Origin of the sequence: Sphaerisporangium album (genome assembly GCF_003323745.1) — a bacterium.
GTDB lineage: Bacteria > Actinomycetota > Actinomycetes > Streptosporangiales > Streptosporangiaceae > Sphaerisporangium > Sphaerisporangium album.
In genome coordinates this window covers 434,368-451,322 of sequence record NZ_QOIL01000004.1, presented here as the reverse complement: position 1 = coordinate 451,322, position 16,955 = coordinate 434,368, and the positions used below count along the sequence as shown (strand labels likewise).

Below are 16,955 nucleotides of genomic sequence, written 5' to 3'. Positions count from 1 at the left end.
GTGATCATCACGCGCCCGCCTTCGCGGGCTGGCGTGCCCGGCGGCGCACGGTGTAGAAGACCGCTCCCCCGGCGAGGACCGTGATGCCGACCCCCGCGACGCCCGCGACGCCGACCGCCAGACGCTCGTCGCCGACGCCCTTGACGCCGTAGTCGGCCAGCGGCGAGCCGCCGAGCGCGTGGCCGCGCTCCTGGGCGTTCAGGCCCTTGTCTCCGGCGACCTTCTCCAGCCCGTCGGGGCTGCTGGAGGCGTAGAACGAGACCACCCCGGCGAGCAGGACGGCGACCACCGCGCCTCCCACCAGCAACGGCCGGATGCTCCGGGCCGGCGCGGGCGGGGGCTCGGGGGCCACGAAGGTGTCCCCGCCCGCCGTGCGCAGAACCAGCGGCGCGGTGAGGCCACGGGCGCCGTAGACGAGGTCGGGGCGCACGGCCAGCACGCTGCTCACCGTCAGCGCGGTGATCAGGCCCTCGCCGAGGCCGATCAGGACGTGCACGCCTCCCATGGCCAGCGCGACCGAGGAGATGTCGATCGGCGCGGTGCCGCCGATCCAGAACAGCACCGTGAAGACCAGCGCGGCGGCGGGGACGGAGACGACGGCGCCGAGGAAGGCGGCCACCGGGATCGCGGCGCGTGCGCGGGGGGCCAGGCGGACGACGAGGCGGAACACGAACCAGCCCACGGCGGCGGTCACGATGGCCATCAGCGTGATGTTGACGCCCAGGGCCGTCAGGCCGCCGTCGGCGAAGAAGAAGCCCTGGACCAGCAACACCACGGCCACACATAACACGGCGGTGTACGGACCGACGAGGACCGCGGCCAGCGTGCCGCCGAGCAGGTGGCCGCTGGTGCCGGCGGCGACGGGGAAGTTGAGCATCTGGACCGCGAAGATGAACGCCGCCACCAGGCCCGCCATCGGGGCGGTGCGGTCGTCCAGCTCGCGGCGCGCGCGGCGCAGGCAGACGCCGAGCCCGGCCGCCGCGAAGGCGCCCGCGGCGATGGAAACAGCGGCGTTGAAGAAACCGTCCGGTACGTGCACGTCGAGCCTCCGACGATGGTGTGGATCGCCTCAACTCTATGCCTGTGAGTTGTAATTGCAAAGCTATGGCATTAAGGATTCGCCGTGAACATCGTGTGACGTCAGCGCTCCATGCGCGAGGTGCGGCGCCCCATGCGCATGGAGCGGCGCACCACGGCCCTCGGGCCCGTGGCGAGCACGGTCACGACGAGCCGGCGCCGCACCTTCGACGCGCGCGGCCGCGCCGTCCAGCGCCGCCTGCCGCGCCACCACACCGCGCCCGCGCCCAGCCTGCCAGGCTCGGCCTCGCCGACCTGCACCGGGTACCGCACCAAAGGGCCGCCGAGGTTCAGCTCCAGGTCCGCCTCCCAGACGCCCGGGGCGTCGAGCGTCGCCGTCGCGGTGAACGCCTCCTCGCCCACGGCCGACGCGGGGGCCCTGCGCTCGTTGCCCGAGGCCCGCTCGCGCCACACCACATGGCGCACGCACCGCGCCGCAGGGCAGCCGCCGCCCACGCTGACCGTCCCCTCGACGGTCAGCACGCCCTTGCCTCCCCAGGTGAGGCGCGCGAGCCGCGCCGAGGCGGGCACCGTCACCACGTGACCGCCGACGTCGATGCTGAGGTTGCCGTACGGCCGGGTGAAGTACGGCGCGGCGACGGCGGTCACCAGGCGCGCGGCGGGACGGTCGACGCCGGGCTCGCGGCGGGCGCCGAACCTCGCCACCCGGCGCACGCCCTCGCAGGCCACCACGACGTACACGTCCCACACCCCGGGCGGGAGGCGCGAGACCTCGATGCCGCCGGCGAAGACGTCGGCCGCGGAGGTCACCGGGACGCGGCGCTCGGCCGAGGTGAACCGCTCGCGCAGCAGGAGGCCGACGGCGACGCCGTTCCAGGAGTCGGTGAGGAAGGCGCGGCCCGTGACCTCCAGCCGGTCGCCCGCCCAGGCCAGGGCGGTCAGGTGGTGGCGCAGCCCGGCCGTCTCGACGCGGGCGATGCGGACGAGGCGGTCGGCGTCCCCCAGCGTGGCGACGCGCAGGCGGTCGATCGGCCGCAGGCGCTCGACGACGCCGTCGGTGAGCCAGGTGGCGCACATCTCGGCGACCTCGCCGATGGCGGCGCGACGCCCGTAGGGGTCCAGGGACAGCAGCGGGGCGCCGAGCTGGGCGAGGATGTCGAAGCGGAAGTGCCGCCGCAGCAGGTGGTCGCGCAGCGGCCCGGCCGGGATGTGGCGGGTCATCAGCTCGATGGGCGTGCGGATCATGCGCAGCCAGGCCAGCGGGTCGCGGCTGCCCGGCTGCTGCATGACGCTGGTGCCGTCCGGGCGGGCGACGAGGTGGTAGCAGTCGTGGTCGGCGACCACCGAGATCGTCCGGGCGTGGCAGTAGGCGTGGACGGAGAAGACGATGTCCTCGCCCACGCGCAGCGACTCGTCGAAGCGGATCTCGTGACGGATCAGCAGCTCGCGGCGGAAGAGCTTGAAGCAGGTGAGGACGTTGTAGACGGTGGTCTCGCCGAGGGGGGCGCGGTCGCGGTTCTCGCGGAAGATCGCGGTGGGCACCTTGCGGCCGTGGCCGACCATCTTGCCGAGGACGATGTCGGAGCCGTTGCGGTCGGCCATGGCGAGCATGCGGGGCAGCGCCTCGGGGCCGAGGTGGTCGTCGGCGTCGCAGAAGAAGACGTAGCGGCCGCTGGAGTGGGCGATGGCGCGGTTCCTCGGGCGGGCGGCTCCCCCGGAGGCCGGCTGAAAGTACAGCCGTATTTCCGGATATTTCGCTGCATAGTCGGCCAGGAGGTCGCGGCTGCCGTCGGTCGAGCCGTCGTCCACGACGACGATCTCCTTGCTGACCGACTGCTCCAGCAGCGAGGTGAGGCACCGGTCGAGATAGGGGCGGCAGTTGTGGACGGGCACGACGATGCTCACGTCGACAGGCCGGTTACTTTCCGTCTTCATTGTGATTCATTATGTAACCGGCGACCCGCACGATGAAGGGCAATCATCCGCGATGGCATCACCTGGACCGCCCACTTATTTGGCTTTGCGGGCTTATTGCCTTTTCCTCAGGGTAACGAGTGTGCAACGGAGGTGACGACATGGTGTATCCGGCGCGCGAGACAGGACTGGAGATCCAGCAGAGGCACGTGGGGGCGTGCACGGTCGTGGAGATCGCCGGCGAACTGGACATGTACGCGGTCCCGCGGCTGCGCGCCACTCTGGACCTCGCACTGAAGGCCCGGCGGCCGCCCTGCCTCGTGCTCGACCTCGGCAGGGCGGCGTTCTGCGACTCACTCGGCCTCGGCCTGCTGGTGAGCACGCTGAACAGGGTGCGCGAGGCGGGGGGCAGGCTGGCTCTGGTCGTGGGGCCGGGCATGATCTCAAGGCTGCTGGCGATCACTAACCTCGACCATCACTTCGAGACCTACGCGACATGCGAGGAGGCGGTGGCGGTCGTGGAGGCCGCCTGAAGTTCGATCATCGCGTGTGGGCGCTCAGGGCCCGTACGGCCGAAGGCCGCGTACGGCTGCGCACGAAGAGGCGGAGCTGTTACGCTCTCATGTTTAGGCATGCTTCGACCAAGCCGCACACCCTGCCCGTAAGGAGTATACCACACCGATGGAGCATCGTGCATCCGAATCCACCCGCGACTCCGCCCGCGCCGAAGCCCTGCGCGCCGAGCAGTCCTATGTGACCATGCTGTACGACCGCCTGGACGTGGTGCGCGAGCGCGCCGAAGCGGCCCTGCGCGCCGAGCACGGGCGCGGCGCTCAGGGGGGCACGCGCCAGGCGCGGGTCGAACGCGACGTCTCGGCCGGGGAGTACGCCCGGCGGGTCGCGCGGCTCTCGTCGATCGAGCGCGGGCTGTGCTTCGGCAGGCTGGACGACGACGAGGGCGAGACCTACTACATCGGCCGGGCCGGCCTGCGCGACGAGCGCGACGAGCTGGTGCTGGTCGACTGGCGGACCCCGGCCGCCCGCCCGTTCTACACGGCGACGCCCAGCGACCCCGGCCCGCTGGTGCGCCGCCGTCACCTGCACACCCGGGGCCGTACGGTCGTGCGCATCGACGACGAGGTGTTCGACCTCGGCCGCATGAGCGAGCCCGACCGCCGCGCGCTGGTCGGCGAGGCCGCGCTCATGGCGGCGCTGCGCCGCGGGCGCACCGGGCGCATGGGCGACGTGGTGGCGACCATCCAGACCGAGCAGGACCAGGTCATCCGCTCGGGGCTGCCCGGGGCGCTCGTCGTCCAGGGCGCGCCGGGCACGGGGAAGACCGTCGCCGCGCTGCACCGGGCGGCCTACCTGCTGTACGCGCACCGCGACACGCTGGAGCGCAGGGGCGTCCTGGTCATCGGCCCGAACACCCTGTTCCTGCGCTACATCGGGCAGGTGCTGCCCTCGCTCGGCGAGACCGACGTCGTGCTGACCACCGTGGGCGAGCTGTACCCCGGCGTGCGGGCCACCGCCCGGGACACCCCCGAGGCCGAGGTCGTCAAAGGCGACACGCGCATGGCCGAGGTGATCGCGGCCGCCGTGCGCGACCGCCGGCGCGTCCCGGACGGCGATCTGGAGGTCGCGGTCCCGGTGAAGACGTCCGTGCGCGGCGGCGTCGAGGTCGTGGTCGAGCGGATGACGCTGCGCGTCGACCACGCCACGTGCGCGCGTGCACGCGACCGGGCCCAGGCCGTGCGCAACCCGCACAACGTCGCGCGCAAGCTGTTCGTCGACTCGGCGCTGACCGCGCTGGCCCTCGACGAGGCCCGGCAACTCGACCGGCCGATGGACGAGGAGGACCTGCGGTACGCGCGGCAGGCGTTGTGGCGGACGGCCGAGGTGCGCGAGGCGCTGGACGCGCTGTGGCCGCTGCTCACGCCGGAGCGGCTGGTCGCCGAGCTGCTGTCCGACGCCGACCGGCTGCGCGCCGCGTCGTACGGCCCCGGCGGCGAGGTGCTGCTCACACCCGAGCAGCAGGGGGCTCTGCTCCGGCCGCCCGGCTCGCCGTGGACGACGGGCGACGTCCCGCTGCTGGACGAGGCCGCCGAACTGCTCGGCGAGGACGACTCCGCCGCGAGGGCCGCCGAGCGCGAGGCCCTGCGCAGGCGGCGGGAGGAGCGCTCGTACGCGCGCGGCGTGCTGGAGATCAACGAGCTGACCGAGATGATGGACGCCCGCGCGCTCGCCGAGCGCACCCCGTCCGGCGGGCCGGCCCCGACCACCGCCGAGCGGGCGGCGGCCGACCGCGAGTGGGTGTACGGGCACGTCATCGTGGACGAGGCGCAGGAGCTGTCGGCCATGGCGTGGCGGACGGTCATGCGCCGCATCCCGACGCGTTCGCTGACCGTGGTGGGCGACGTCGCCCAGACCGGCTCGGCGGCGGGCGCGCGGTCCTGGGCCGAGATGCTCGACCCGTACGTGAAGGGCCGCTGGCGCGAGGCGCGGCTGCTCGTCAACTACCGCACCCCGGCCGAGATCATGGAGGTCGCCGCCGACGTGCTCAAGGCCGTCGACCCCTCGCAGCGGCCCCCCGTCTCCGTGCGCGACGGGGAGGCCCCGCCCCGCGCGGTGCGCGCCGACCGCGCCGACCTCGCCACCGTGCTGCCCGCGCTGGTGCGGTCGGAGCTGGAGGAGATCACCGGGCTCGGCGAGGGCCGCCTGGCCGTGCTGACGCCCGACGCCCGGCACGGCGAGATCGCGGCTCTGCTGCCCGGCTCGGCGTCCGCGCTGACGGCCGAGGCCCTGGACTCGCCGTCGGTGGTGCTGACCGTCACGCAGTCCAAGGGGCTGGAGTTCGACGGGGTGATCGTCCTGGCGCCGGACGAGATCCTGGCCCAGGGGCCCAAGGGGGGTCAGGACCTGTACGTGGCGATCACGCGTGCCACGCGGCGGCTGACCGTCGTGCACGAGAACGCGCTGCCGCCCATGCTGGCCCGGCTTCGGAGATAACGCCCGCCGAGTGCATATAGGGCCGGATAAGCCGATTCGTCTACGACCCTGGCCTCCAAAGTCGCGAAAACCCCTCACCCCAGCGGATGAGCGGCTTCGGCCTCAGGTCGGATGCCGGGACATCCCGCGAGGGAGAAGGCTGGAAGCGGGTCGGCGGGAGCCGTTCCCAGGCGCACGCCAGAACACCAGAGGCTCCACGGGGAGAGCAGGAGGCGGTATGAACGACGCGGTCCGGCCGGCGCGATGGCTCGGCGGGGTGGCCCTCGCCCTCGCCGGCACACTTCTCGTCGCGTCATGCGCGAAAGGAAACGACTCGGCGACCACGGGGGCCCAGGGCGACGCGGCCGTCGCGGGGACGCGGACGCCGTCCGCCGGCCCCCACGGCGGTCACGGCGGGACGTTCAGCGCGCCGCCCGCGGCCCCGCTGCGGGCGTCCGAGCGCTTCGTCAACGTGAAACTGGCCGAGCCGTACCAGCCGGCCGCCCCGTCGGGGGGAACCGACGAGTACCGCTGCTTCATCGTCGACCCCGGCATCACCCGGAGCGCTTTCTTGACCGGCAGCCAGTTCATGCCGCAGAACAGCGCGCTCGTCCACCACGCGATCATCTTCCGCCTGGACCCCGACAAGGTGAAGGCGGCCCAGGACCTCGACGCCAAGACACCCGGCGAGGGGTGGACGTGCTTCGGCGACGCCGGGGTGGACGGCAGCGCCTGGGTCGGCCACTGGGCGCCCGGCGCGAACGAGACCCTGCTCACCGAGAAGGTCGGCTACCCGATGCCGCCCGGCAGCAAGCTCATCATGCAGATCCACTACAACCTGCTCGCCTCGCAGGGCAAACCTGCCGAGACCGACCAGTCGAGCATGCGGCTGCGGCTCGCCGACGGCGAGACCGCCCTCAAGCCGCTGAGGACCGCCCAGCTTCCCGCGCCGATCGAGCTCCCCTGCACCGCGCAGGAGTCCGGCCCGCTCTGCGACCGCGACGCCGCCGTCAAGGACGTCGTCCAGCGCTTCGGGACGCACGCGGGCCAGACCGTCAAGGAGCTGGAGCAGTACTGCAACGACGGCAAGCCCATCGCCCCGGGGGTCACCCAGCACTGCGACACGAAGTTCCCCGTCAAGGCGACCGTCTACGCCGCCGCCGGGCACATGCACCTGCTCGGCCGCTCCATCAAGATCGAGATGAACCCCGGCACGCCGAAGGCGAGGACACTGCTCGACGTCCCGTCCTACGACTTCGACGACCAGGCGATCCGCCCGTTCTCCGAGCCGGTGACCGTCAGGTCCGGCGACGTCCTCCGCGTCACCTGCACCCACGACGCGGGCCTGCGCGAGCGGCTCCCCGCTCTGCGGGGCCTGCCGCCGAGGTACGTCGTGTGGGGCGAGGGCACCAGCGACGAGATGTGCCTCGGCCTTCTCATGATGTCCCCCGAGCCCCAGGGCTCCTGACCACGCGGCCGCTCTGCTACGAAACGCGCGGCTCGGGGCTTCGGTCGACGGGGACGCGATCAGGCCCCGGACCGCTCAGAAGTCGAAGCGTTCGAGGTGGACGCGCCGGCTCGGCACGCCCGCGCGGCGCAGCGCGTGCCGGGCCGCCGCAGTCATCCCCTCCGGTCCGCACAGGTAGACGTCGTGGTCGGCCAGTCCCGGGATCAACGTCCGCAGGGAGCGCCCGGTCAGCGGCACGGTGTGGCCGGTGGTCGTCGCGGTCAGGTCGTCCACCGTGTAGTGCACGGTGGCGCCGCGCGCGGCGGCGATGGCGTCCAGCTCGTCGCGCAGCACCAGCTCCTCGTCCCGGCGGGCCATGTAGACCAGCGTCACCTCGCCGGGCAGCGTCTCGAAGAGCGTGCGCAGCGGGCTGATGCCCACTCCCCCGCCGATCAGCAGCACCCGCGGCCCGCGGCGGCGCGCGGCGGTGAGGGCGCCGTACGGTCCCTCGGCCCAGACGCGGACGCCGGGGCGCAGCCGGGCCAGCGCGCGGCTGTGGTCCCCGACCGCCTTGACCGTGATGCGGAGGAAGCGGGGGTTGGCCGGCGCGGACAGCGAGTACGGGTTGGCGCTCCACCACATGCCGGGAGCGAGGAACCGCCAGCGGAAGAACTGCCCCGGCTCGGCGCCCAGCTCGTCGAGCCGCCGGCCGGTCACGTACACCGACACCACGGTGGGCGACTCCAGGCGGACGCCCGCCACGCGCAGCCGGTGGCGCAGGGCGCGCCGGACGGGCGTGAGGAAGCGGTACCAGGCGAGCGCGGCGGCGACGCCGGCGTACAGGGCCTGCCAGAAGGTCGTCGTGACCGGATCCCCGGAGAAGTCCGGGCCGGTGAGCTGGTGGGCGAACGCCAGGTAGACCGCGCCGTAGGTGAGGAAGTGCAGGTAGTGCCAGGTCTCGTAGCGCATCCTGCGCCGCACCGCCCGCGCCGAGACCACGCCGACGGCCGTCAGGATCGCCAGACCGGCGGTCGCGGCGAGGATCGCCGGGCCGTGCAGAATCAGCCCGAGCGTCCCCTCCAGCACCCCCGCGCCCGACCGGGCGACGTGGGCGGCCGTGGCGAACAGCATGTGGACGGCCGCCAGGCCGAGGGTGAGCCGGCCGCCGGCCGCGTGCCAGCGGGCCAGGCGGTCGGCGCCCACCCCGCGGTCCAGGGCCGGGACGCGTGCCATCAGGCCGAGCAGGACGGCGCAGGCGTACCCGGCGAGCAGGCCGGTGAGCCGTCCCGCCCAGGCGAGCCACCCGGCCACGCCCGTCGTCGAGGCCGGCCCGGCCCAGCAGCCCAGCGTCACGACGGCGGCCCCGGCGAAGACGAGCGGCAGCACCAGCGCCGGGCTCGCCTGCGGCGCGGGGCGGCGGAGGGGCACCCATGCGGGCCGAGCGGGGACGGGCGGGCGGGAGCGCCGAGGTGTGGCGGCTCCGACGCGGGAACGCCGGCGTGGGCTCCCGGCCCGGTCACCGTCGCCGCTCCGGGGATTCCGGGCTGTCGTCATGGCGTGGTCCCCGCCGTTGATCAGCGCCGTCATGGCATAGTCCCCGTCGGTGGGGCGGGGGTGCCGCGCATTGGTCATGGTGCCCGCCGTAGTCGCGCGGCGGTCATGGGCCGAGGACGTCACGAGGGGAGCTGGGCGAGGTCCGCGGTGCGGGCCCTCGACAGGGCCGCAGCGAAGATCTTGATCTCGGGGTCGGCACCGGACGTGCGCTCGCCGGCCGCGACCAGGACCGACTGCCGGAGGTACTCGCCGATGTGCCGCGCGAAGAGCCGGTCGAACGCGGGCCCCTGGGCCCGGCCGAGAACGGCGAGGTCGTCGGCCGTGACGACGCCCGGGATGTCGTGACCTTCGTGCTCGTCGCTCTCCGGCACGCCGGTCGCGCGCAGCAGCTCGCGCAGGCGCCCGAGTTGCGCGCGGTGGGCTTCGCTCATCCGTGCCGCCGCCCGGATGAGCGCCGGATCGGACGTCCGATCCCGCACGGAGCCGAGCAGGCGAAGCGCCTGGCCGGTCATCGAGATGGCGAGCTGGAGCCAGGCGACGTCGGTGGCGTTGGCCGTGCGCGTGCCGTCCCCGGGCCTGCCGTCCGCGAGCGGACCCGTCGTCCGGGACGGCGCCTCGGCGGCGACGGCGAGGGGTCCACCGGCGTCCGATCCGGGGGCGCAGCTCGCGATAGGCAGGACGCAGAGCACCACGAGCACCGGCACGCCGGCGATGGCCGCCCTCATTTCGGCTCCTTCTGTCGCTCGTCTCGTGCGTGCGCTGCCGCTTCCCCGGGCCGCGCACGCAGATGGTGCCGTCGGGGCCGGGGCGGGGCCGGCCGTACCGGACCCCACCCCAGGTCACCGGGAAACGGTCACCGTCAGGGGGTGCCGTCGGCGCCGCACTTGACGATCGGGCGGATGCAGTCGCGGATGCGCCGCTCCAGTTCGGCCGCCGGCCAGGCATTGAAGGCCTGACGTACGCTCCGGAACAGTTGCCCTCATGTCTGATGAGGTCCTTCGTTGGGTTATGGGAGGGGAGCAGGGTCAGGGGGCTGCCTGGAACGCGCGGCCGGCCGGGGTGGCGACCCCGTTGCCGTGGAACAGACCGCTGCTCGGCCCGGTGTCGGAGGCCGGCAGGCCGAACCAGGCGTACCGGTGCACGTAGGACAGCGAGTTGAGCATCTTGGTCGAGGCCGTGACGAAGTCCGCCGTCTGCGCCTCGGTCGGGTAGCGGACGCCCTTGGAGAAGTCGATCAGCGCGTACTCGGTGAGCCAGATCGGCTTGTGATAGCGCTCGTACACGGCCTGTAGATAGGACTTGAGCTGCCCCGTCGCCGCGTCGGCGCGGAAGTCGCCGCCGTACCAGTGCAGGGTGACGAAGTCGACGCGGTAGCCGCGCTGCGCGGCGCCCGTCATGAAGCGGTCGAGCCAGCCGCCCGCCCTGTCGCCGCCGTAGGCGACGGCGGGGCTGCCGAGCACCTTGCCGGCCGCCATGAGCTTGGGCCACAGCGACAGGGCCTTGTCCACGGACATGTTCGACTGCTCGGCCATGTCCGGCTCGTTGAACCCGAGCAGGTACGGGCCGGCGGCCTTGGCCTCGGCGAGGGTCTGGTCGTTCACGCTGGCCGCGCCCCACACCATGGGGACGAACTCGGCGCCCTTGGGCGTGGTGACGCCGTCATGACGCGAGGCCCACGTGTAGTACCAGCCCGCGCCGGACTTGGCGAGCGCGTCGCTGACGTTGTTCATCTTCCACACGCCCACGCCCTTCTTGGTGGACGGCGTGGCGGGGTCGGACGGCTTGGTGGGCGTGGCGCTCGGCTTGGTCGGGGTCGTGCTCGGGGAGGGCTTGGGGCTCGTGCTGGAGGTCGGCTTGACGGTGGGGGTCGGGGTGGCCGCCGCGCCCGCGCCGAAGACCTGGAACTCCCAGAGGGAGACGCCGTACTTGCCGGACCGCTTGGTGGTGTAGAGCCGCACGTACCGGCCGGTGCCCGAGACGTTCAGCGTCTGCGTGCCGCCCTTGCCGGAGCTGGTGGAGTAGAGCGTGGTCCAGGCGCCGCCGCCCGTGGAGGACTCGATCCTGAACTGTGTGGCGTAGGCGTTCTCCCAGCGCAGCACGACCTTCTTGATGGCCGTGGACCTGCCGAGGTCGACCTGGAGCCACTGGGGGTCGCTGAACTTGCTGGACCAGCGCGTCCCGGTCCTGCCGTCCACCGCGGCCGAGGCCGACAGGTCGCCGCGCTCGGCGGAGGAGGCTGTGGCGGTGCGGCCCTGCGAGAGGGGAACGTCGGCCGCACCGGCCGGGAGGGTGCCGTTCGCGAGGGAGACGCCCAAGACGGCGGCGAAGACGCTCGCGACCGCGATGCGACGCATCCCCCGGCTCGCACGTCCTGGTGCGGCGGCCGGCGGAACAGTCTCACTCATGATCTTCAGTGCCCTTCGTAGAGCTGTCGGGGGTCGGGACGTCGGCAGCGACGCGAGTGCCGCCACACAGGAGACCGCCGGGCCGATGGCGGACAACGAAAACCTGGAAAGAAGTTCGCCGATTTCCGTTGTCCGCAGGTCGCCGGCCCGTCTCCTGTTCAGAAGGCCAACACTGGTCTCCCCATTTGCGGACTTTGGGGAGAATCGTCCAGGTCCGTCGTACCGTGACGGGGACGACCGACAGAGAGCGGAGTGCGATGCCCGGAACCGGTAGGGGCGGTCCCGACACGTCGATGGTGGCCGCCGCGCGCGACGGCGACCAGCGGGCTCTGGACGCCCTGGTCGCCGAATCGCTTCCCCTGCTCTACAACATCGTCGGGCGCGCCCTCAACGGCCACAACGACGTGGACGACGTCGTCCAGGAAACCCTGCTCCGAGTCGTCCGCGGCCTGCCCGACCTGCGCGACCTCGGTGCCTACCGGTCGTGGATGGTCGCCATCGCCGTCCGCCAGGTACGCGACCACCAGCAGGACCGCAGCAACCTCCACAACCGCCGCACCGACCTCGACACCGCCAGGGAGATCCCCGACCCCGCCTCCGACTTCGCCGCCGTGACGATCCTGCGGCTCGGGCTCACCGACCAGCGGCGCGAGGTCGCCGAGGCCACCCGCTGGCTGGACGGCGACGACCGCTCACTCCTCGCCCTGTGGTGGCTGGAGGAGACCGGCGAGCTCGGCCGCTCCGACCTGGCCGGCGCGCTCGGCCTGTCCGGACGCCACGCCGCCGTCCGCGTGCAGCGCATGAAGGAGCAGGTGCAGACCGCGCGCATGGTCGTCCGGGCGCTGAACGCCGACCCGCGCTGCCCCGAGCTGCGCACCCTCACCTGGAACTGGGACGGCGTGCCGAGCGCCCTGTGGCGCAAGCGGTTCGCCAGGCACGTCCGCGGGTGCGCCGTCTGCGGGCGGCGCGCGGCCGGCCTGCTCCCCATCGACCGCCTGCTCGGCGGGCTGCCCCTTCTGCCGATCCCCGCCGGGTTCCTCCTGGACAAACTGCATGCCACCCTCACCGCCGCCGACGCGGCCGGACGCGCCGCCTCACACCTTCCCCTCGGGTGGGGCGGCGCGTCCCCAGGGGCGCACGCGCTGCACGCGCGGCCGCGCGGGCTGTTGTCCTCGATTCCGCACGGCCCGGTGGCCGGGACCGTCGCGGGGCTGGCCGTCGTCGTCGGCGGGGTGCTGATCACCCGGCATGTCACCATCCCTCCCCCGGCCCCCGCGCCCCGGGCCACCATCGCCCTCAGCGCGACGCCCTCCCCCTCCGCGTCTCCTTCCCCGTCTCCGTCGCCCTCCGCCACCCCCACACGGAAGGCGACGCCCCGCGCGACCAGGCCCCCCGTCGTCGCGGCGTCCGTGAAGAAGGGCGTGGCCGCGTGGCGGGCCGCCGGAGGCAGCGCGGCGCTCGCCAAGTCCGGCGCGAGCTGGTACTACACATGGTCCACGGGCAACGAGGGGGTCTCCGCGCCGAAGGCGAAGTTCGTTCCCATGATCTGGGGCGCCTCCAGCGTCACCGCCGCCAAACTGGCCGAGGCCCGGCGCGCCGGCCCGTACCTGCTCGGCTTCAACGAGCCGGACATGCCCGGCCAGGCCGACATGACCGTCGAGCAGGCGCTCGACCTGTGGCCCAAGCTGATGTCCGCCGGGCGCGTCCTCGGCAGCCCGTCGGTCGCCTTCGGCGCCGCCACCCCCGGGAGCTGGTTCGACCGCTTCATGACGGGCGCGGCCGAGCGCGGCCACCGCGTGGACTTCATCGCCCTCCACTGGTACGGCGGCGACTTCCGCACCGCCGCCGCCGTGAGCCAGCTACGGTCGTACATCCAGTCCGTGTACAAGCGCTACCGCAAGCCGATCTGGCTCACCGAGTACGCGCTGATCGACTTCTCGAACGGCGCCCGCTACGCGAGCGACGCCCAGCAGGCGGCCTTCGTCACCGCCTCGACGCGCATGCTCACCACCCTCCCGTACGTGAAGCGCTACGCCTGGTTCGGCCTGTCCGCCTCCGCCCGCAAACCCGGCAGCGGCCTCTTCCACGAGAACGGCACCCCGACGAAGGCCGGCCGCGCCTTCCAGTCCGCCCGCTGAAGCGGAGACCCGGAAACCTCTGTGCTCCGCCGCCGCCATGGTCGCCGGTGCTATGGCGATCGAGCGGTGTGGATTATCGTTCTTGGTGGCGAACAGTTGTGAGGTGCCTCGCTTCGGTGAGGAGAATCGGGAAGCCGGTGTGAGTCCGGCACGGGCCCGCCGCGGTGACCGGGGAGCCTCCACCCACGCGCGTGTGCGCGGCCACTGGCCCGGAAGGGCTGGGAAGGCGGGTGGGCGGGCGTCGATCCGGGAGTCCGAAGACCGGCCTCGCGCTCAGAGCCCCCTCGCGGGGGCACGTGCAGCGGGAGCCTGCCATGGAACACCGGTCACCGGAAAAGCGCCTCAACGACCAGCCCTCGGACGACCGATCGGGCCTGCCGCCAGAGGATGGGCTTTACGACGTCATCCATCGTCGCCGAGACGTGCGCGCGCAGTTCACCGGTGCGGCGATCGACGACGATGTCCTCCGGCGGATCCTGACCGCGGCGCATGCCGCGCCCAGCGTGGGGCTTTCCCAGCCGTGGGACTTCGTCGTGGTGCGCGACATCGAGACCCGCCAGAAGTTCTACGAGCACGTCCGGTACGAGCGCGAGGTGTTCGCCGCGACGCTCGACGGCGCCGCCGCGGCGCGCTTCGCGAGGATCAAGATCGATGGGGTGCTGGAGTCCACGTTGTCGATCGTCGTCACCTACGATCCCGAACGCGGGAGCCCCGCCGTCCTCGGGCGGCACGCCATCGCGGACACCGGCCTGTACTCGGTGTGCCTCGCCATCCAGAACCTGTGGCTGGCCGCCACCGCCGAGCGCCTGGGCGTGGGGTGGGTGTCGTTCTACCGCGAGGCCTTCCTGAGCGACCTGCTCGGCGTCCCGGACCCGGTCCGCCCGGTCGCGTGGCTGTGCCTCGGGCCCGTGACGCACACCGAGACCACCCCTGACCTGGAACGGCACGGCTGGCGACGCCGACGCCCGCTGAGGGACGCCGTTCACGAGGAGCGGTGGTGAGCGTGGGCGGAAGTTCAGGAAATAGTGATCGTTCTTCCGTTTCCGCCGCCCAGCAGTGAACTGAGGTGGGCCGCCTCCATAGTGACCGCCTCCTCGGCGGGCTTAGGAGAATCCGGGAACAAAGTCACGGACAGGGCACCGCCGGTGGACTCCCAGACGCCGGTCACCCTGCCGGCGTCGACCACCACCGGGGCGATCCAGCCGGAGGTCCTGCTGACGTCCTTGCGGTGACGTGCCGGGATGATGTGGGTGTCGTCGGTGCCCACGCCGAGGACGTACTGGTCGAAGGCGGGCAGCAGCCGGAACATGTCGGTGGGGGGCGTCGCGGCGAGCGACTCGGCGTCCTCGCTGCGGATCCACAGCGTCTCGCCTTCGACGTCCACCTCGGTGAGGGTGTCGCCGAGGTCGGCGAACCACTGGCGCACGGTGGTCTTCTTCAGCGCGCCCCGCGCGAGCCAGCGGTTGAAGACGTCGGGGCCCGCGGGGCCGTACGCGGACAGGTACGCGGGGATGGCGACGCGGGCGGCGTCCTCGGGGTCGGGCAGGCCCGGCCAGCCGGGAAGGTAGGTCACGGGGCTGGTGAAGGTGATGCGGCCGTCGTCCCCGTCGCCGTTGCACAGGTGGCCCTGCCAGGCGAGCGGCTTCAGCACCGCGCCCCATCCGGACTTCATGGCCTCGGAGATGACGGAGTCCTTCGTCCGCCTCTCGACGGCCGCGACCAGGTCCTCGCGGCTGAGGACGGCCCCGTCGAGCTCGGCCTGGACGGCGTCCGCGAGCCGGGCCATGCGCGGGGCGTCCAGGAAGGCCCGCTGCCAGGCACCCTTCTCCCACGTCCGCGTCGCGGCCAGCAGCGACAGGTACGCCGGCGCGTCCCGCGTCGACAAGGTGTGCAGGGTGCCGCGCATCGCCCAGGTGCGCATGAGCTCCTTGCCCGCCACGGCGCGCTGGACGGCGTCCTTGACCGGGTCGGGCGAGCGGACCGCGACCGTCAGCTCGGCATTCGATTTCACCTGGCTCTGGATTCCGCACAACCGGCGGACGATCTCCTCCGTGGAGGACGTTTTCGGCCGGTGGAGGAATTGCCTGCGCATGCGCCACGCGAGGACGGTGTCCCAGGTCAGCTTCATCGTCAGCTCCTCAGGTCTGTGGTGAGAACCTGCCCGGCGACGGTCCGGCCGTGCTCGCGGCCGAGGATAACCCACGTCCCCCGGCCGGCCGGTCCGAAGACCGGCGTCGCGTCACACGACCTCTGCGAAGCGGTCGACCTGGGCGGGATCGCGGCCGTAGCAGTACAGCATGACCTCGTCGGCGCCGAGCTCCTCGAAGCGGGCGATCGCGTCGCGGATCTCGCCGGGCGTGGTGAGCATGCCGGCGACCATCTCCTCGGCCTGCCCGGTCCAGGCGTAGTAGGCGCCCATGGCCGCACGGGCGTCCTCGACCACCTCGCGCGGGCCGAGGGCGGCGTTGGCCTGGGCCACGATGCGGGGACTCCCCGCTCGCGCGTGCTCCTCCCACGTCCTGCGGACGAGATCGACGAGCGGACCGAGCCGGGAGGGCGGAACGGCGGCCAGGAAGCCGTCCCCCCAGCGGGCGACGCGTTCGAGCGCGGCGGGCTTGAACCCGCCGAACAGCACCTCGGGGCCGCCGGGACGCGCGGGGGCGGGCCCGATCGGGCCGACGTCGGCGCCGAACGGCTCGCCCGCCCACAGGCGGCGCATGAGCGCCATCTGCTCGTCCAGGCGGCGGCCGCGGCCGCGGAAGTCCACGCCTGCGGCCAGGTAGTCGTCCTCGCGGGGGCCGACCCCGATGCCGAGCACCAGGCGGCCGCCGGAGATCCGGTCGAGCGTCGCGGCCTGCTTGGCGAGCAGTGCCGGACGGCGCAGCGGCGCGATGAGCACCTCGGTCTGCACGCGGATCCGGGTGGTGGCTCCCGCGAGGGCGGCCAGCGTGACCATGGGCTCGGGGTTGTGGTACGCGAGGCGGTCGAGCAGGCCGAGGGCGGTGAAGGGACCGGCGTCGGCGCGCCTGGCCCAGTCGAGCAGCAGCGGCGGGTCGGCGATGGGCAGGCCGAGACCAACGTTCACGAGATTCCTCCGAAGGAAGAGACGGCAAAGACCGCGCCGCCCCTCCAGACCTCGGGCGCTCCATGGGCCGGAGGTGGGACTCCCGTTTGCGGCTTACTTCTGGGGAGTGCCCGTTTCAGAGTGAGGCGAGCGTAAGGTGAACACTGTTCTTACGGCAAACCGTTTCCCGATCCCGCCGTCCCACGAGGACGGCGATGGTGCGATCCGCGCCCGGCTCGACGCGGGGGCCGACCCCAACTCGGGCGTGTTCTACCACGGACGGCCCCTGCACGCGGCGGCCGAGAACGGCTGACCCGGCGACGCGTGCCGGGGGGCACGCCATGGCCGCCCGCCCGGGCATCCGGAAACGCCGGCGCACGCACCGTCGTCACCTGGCGGGCCATGAG

At 72.9% G+C, this 16,955-nt stretch carries 13 protein-coding genes and 1 riboswitch; of the genes, 6 read left to right on the top strand and 7 right to left on the bottom strand.

What is annotated here, in order from left to right; all coding sequences use genetic code 11:
* Window positions 1-7: 7 nt before the first annotated feature.
* Both DQ384_RS09765 and DQ384_RS09760 read right to left on the bottom strand, forming a co-directional pair.
* Window positions 8-1,039: an energy-coupling factor ABC transporter permease gene (locus DQ384_RS09765; RefSeq protein WP_114028376.1), complete on the bottom strand. Its 1,032-nt coding sequence runs from the start codon at window positions 1,037-1,039 to the stop codon at window positions 8-10.
* Window positions 1,040-1,140: 101 nt separating this feature from the next.
* Window positions 1,141-2,973, bottom strand: coding sequence for a glycosyltransferase (locus DQ384_RS09760; protein ID WP_114028375.1), 1,833 nt, complete (start codon window positions 2,971-2,973; stop codon window positions 1,141-1,143).
* Window positions 2,974-3,113: 140 nt separating this feature from the next.
* Here DQ384_RS09760 and DQ384_RS09755 point away from each other — a divergent pair, with 140 nt between their 5' ends.
* The 3 genes from DQ384_RS09755 (at window position 3,114) to DQ384_RS09745 (ending at window position 7,408) form a co-directional block, all read left to right on the top strand.
* Window positions 3,114-3,485 (top strand): STAS domain-containing protein, encoded by a 372-nt coding sequence (locus tag DQ384_RS09755; RefSeq protein WP_114028374.1) that lies wholly within the window; start codon window positions 3,114-3,116, stop codon window positions 3,483-3,485.
* A gap of 148 nt (window positions 3,486-3,633) precedes the next feature.
* Window positions 3,634-5,961 (top strand): HelD family protein, encoded by a 2,328-nt coding sequence (locus DQ384_RS09750; protein WP_114028373.1) that lies wholly within the window; start codon window positions 3,634-3,636, stop codon window positions 5,959-5,961.
* A gap of 217 nt (window positions 5,962-6,178) precedes the next feature.
* Window positions 6,179-7,408, top strand: coding sequence for a monooxygenase (locus DQ384_RS09745; protein ID WP_114028372.1), 1,230 nt, complete (start codon window positions 6,179-6,181; stop codon window positions 7,406-7,408).
* Window positions 7,409-7,483: 75 nt separating this feature from the next.
* On the opposite strand, the gene DQ384_RS09740 is transcribed toward DQ384_RS09745, so the two are convergent.
* The 3 genes from DQ384_RS09740 to DQ384_RS09730 form a co-directional block, all read right to left on the bottom strand.
* The gene (locus tag DQ384_RS09740; RefSeq protein ID WP_245966340.1) at window positions 7,484-8,815 is read right to left on the bottom strand and encodes a ferredoxin reductase family protein; all 1,332 of its coding nucleotides are present in this window, start codon (window positions 8,813-8,815) and stop codon (window positions 7,484-7,486) included.
* 245 nt (window positions 8,816-9,060) lie between these two features.
* Window positions 9,061-9,666 carry a DUF305 domain-containing protein gene (locus DQ384_RS09735; protein ID WP_114028371.1) on the bottom strand — a complete coding sequence of 202 codons (606 nt, stop codon included), beginning with the start codon at window positions 9,664-9,666 and terminating at the stop codon, window positions 9,061-9,063.
* A gap of 300 nt (window positions 9,667-9,966) precedes the next feature.
* On the bottom strand, window positions 9,967-11,295 hold the full coding sequence (locus DQ384_RS09730) for a glycosyl hydrolase (RefSeq protein WP_245966339.1): 1,329 nt from the start codon (window positions 11,293-11,295) through the stop codon (window positions 9,967-9,969).
* Between the two features lie 308 nt (window positions 11,296-11,603).
* On the opposite strand from DQ384_RS09730, the gene DQ384_RS09725 reads away from it, so the two are divergent.
* Window positions 11,604-13,484: a sigma-70 family RNA polymerase sigma factor gene (locus tag DQ384_RS09725; protein WP_114028369.1), complete on the top strand. Its 1,881-nt coding sequence runs from the start codon at window positions 11,604-11,606 to the stop codon at window positions 13,482-13,484.
* A gap of 89 nt (window positions 13,485-13,573) precedes the next feature.
* Window positions 13,574-13,768: riboswitch (cobalamin riboswitch) on the top strand.
* Between the two features lie 30 nt (window positions 13,769-13,798).
* The gene (bluB, locus tag DQ384_RS09720) at window positions 13,799-14,485 is read left to right on the top strand and encodes a 5,6-dimethylbenzimidazole synthase (RefSeq protein WP_114028368.1); all 687 of its coding nucleotides are present in this window, start codon (window positions 13,799-13,801) and stop codon (window positions 14,483-14,485) included.
* A 14-nt stretch (window positions 14,486-14,499) separates the two neighbouring features.
* Here bluB and DQ384_RS09715 read toward each other — a convergent pair whose 3' ends face one another.
* Window positions 14,500-15,612, bottom strand: a complete 1,113-nt coding sequence (locus tag DQ384_RS09715; protein WP_114028367.1) for a winged helix DNA-binding domain-containing protein — start codon at window positions 15,610-15,612, stop codon at window positions 14,500-14,502.
* A gap of 111 nt (window positions 15,613-15,723) precedes the next feature.
* Window positions 15,724-16,569, bottom strand: coding sequence for an LLM class flavin-dependent oxidoreductase (locus tag DQ384_RS09710; protein WP_114028366.1), 846 nt, complete (start codon window positions 16,567-16,569; stop codon window positions 15,724-15,726).
* Between the two features lie 136 nt (window positions 16,570-16,705).
* Here DQ384_RS09710 and DQ384_RS41155 point away from each other — a divergent pair, with 136 nt between their 5' ends.
* A complete protein-coding gene (locus DQ384_RS41155; RefSeq protein ID WP_181871117.1) occupies window positions 16,706-16,861 on the top strand; it encodes a hypothetical protein in 156 nt (51 codons plus the stop codon).
* Window positions 16,862-16,955 lie beyond the last annotated feature (94 nt).

Excerpts from the sequence above, each read along its gene's own strand:
- DQ384_RS09730 (WP_245966339.1), bottom strand. The coding sequence starts at position 11,295 with ATGCGTCGCATCGCGGTCGCGAGCGTCTTCGCCGCCGTCTTGGGCGTC.
- DQ384_RS09755 (WP_114028374.1), top strand. The coding sequence starts at position 3,114 with ATGGTGTATCCGGCGCGCGAGACAGGACTGGAGATCCAGCAGAGGCAC.
- bluB (WP_114028368.1), top strand. The coding sequence starts at position 13,799 with ATGGAACACCGGTCACCGGAAAAGCGCCTCAACGACCAGCCCTCGGAC.
- DQ384_RS09760 (WP_114028375.1), bottom strand. The coding sequence starts at position 2,973 with ATGAAGACGGAAAGTAACCGGCCTGTCGACGTGAGCATCGTCGTGCCC.
- DQ384_RS09725 (WP_114028369.1), top strand. The coding sequence starts at position 11,604 with ATGCCCGGAACCGGTAGGGGCGGTCCCGACACGTCGATGGTGGCCGCC.
- DQ384_RS09715 (WP_114028367.1), bottom strand. The coding sequence starts at position 15,612 with ATGAAGCTGACCTGGGACACCGTCCTCGCGTGGCGCATGCGCAGGCAA.
- DQ384_RS09750 (WP_114028373.1), top strand. The coding sequence starts at position 3,634 with ATGGAGCATCGTGCATCCGAATCCACCCGCGACTCCGCCCGCGCCGAA.
- DQ384_RS09735 (WP_114028371.1), bottom strand. The coding sequence starts at position 9,666 with ATGAGGGCGGCCATCGCCGGCGTGCCGGTGCTCGTGGTGCTCTGCGTC.
- DQ384_RS09745 (WP_114028372.1), top strand. The coding sequence starts at position 6,179 with ATGAACGACGCGGTCCGGCCGGCGCGATGGCTCGGCGGGGTGGCCCTC.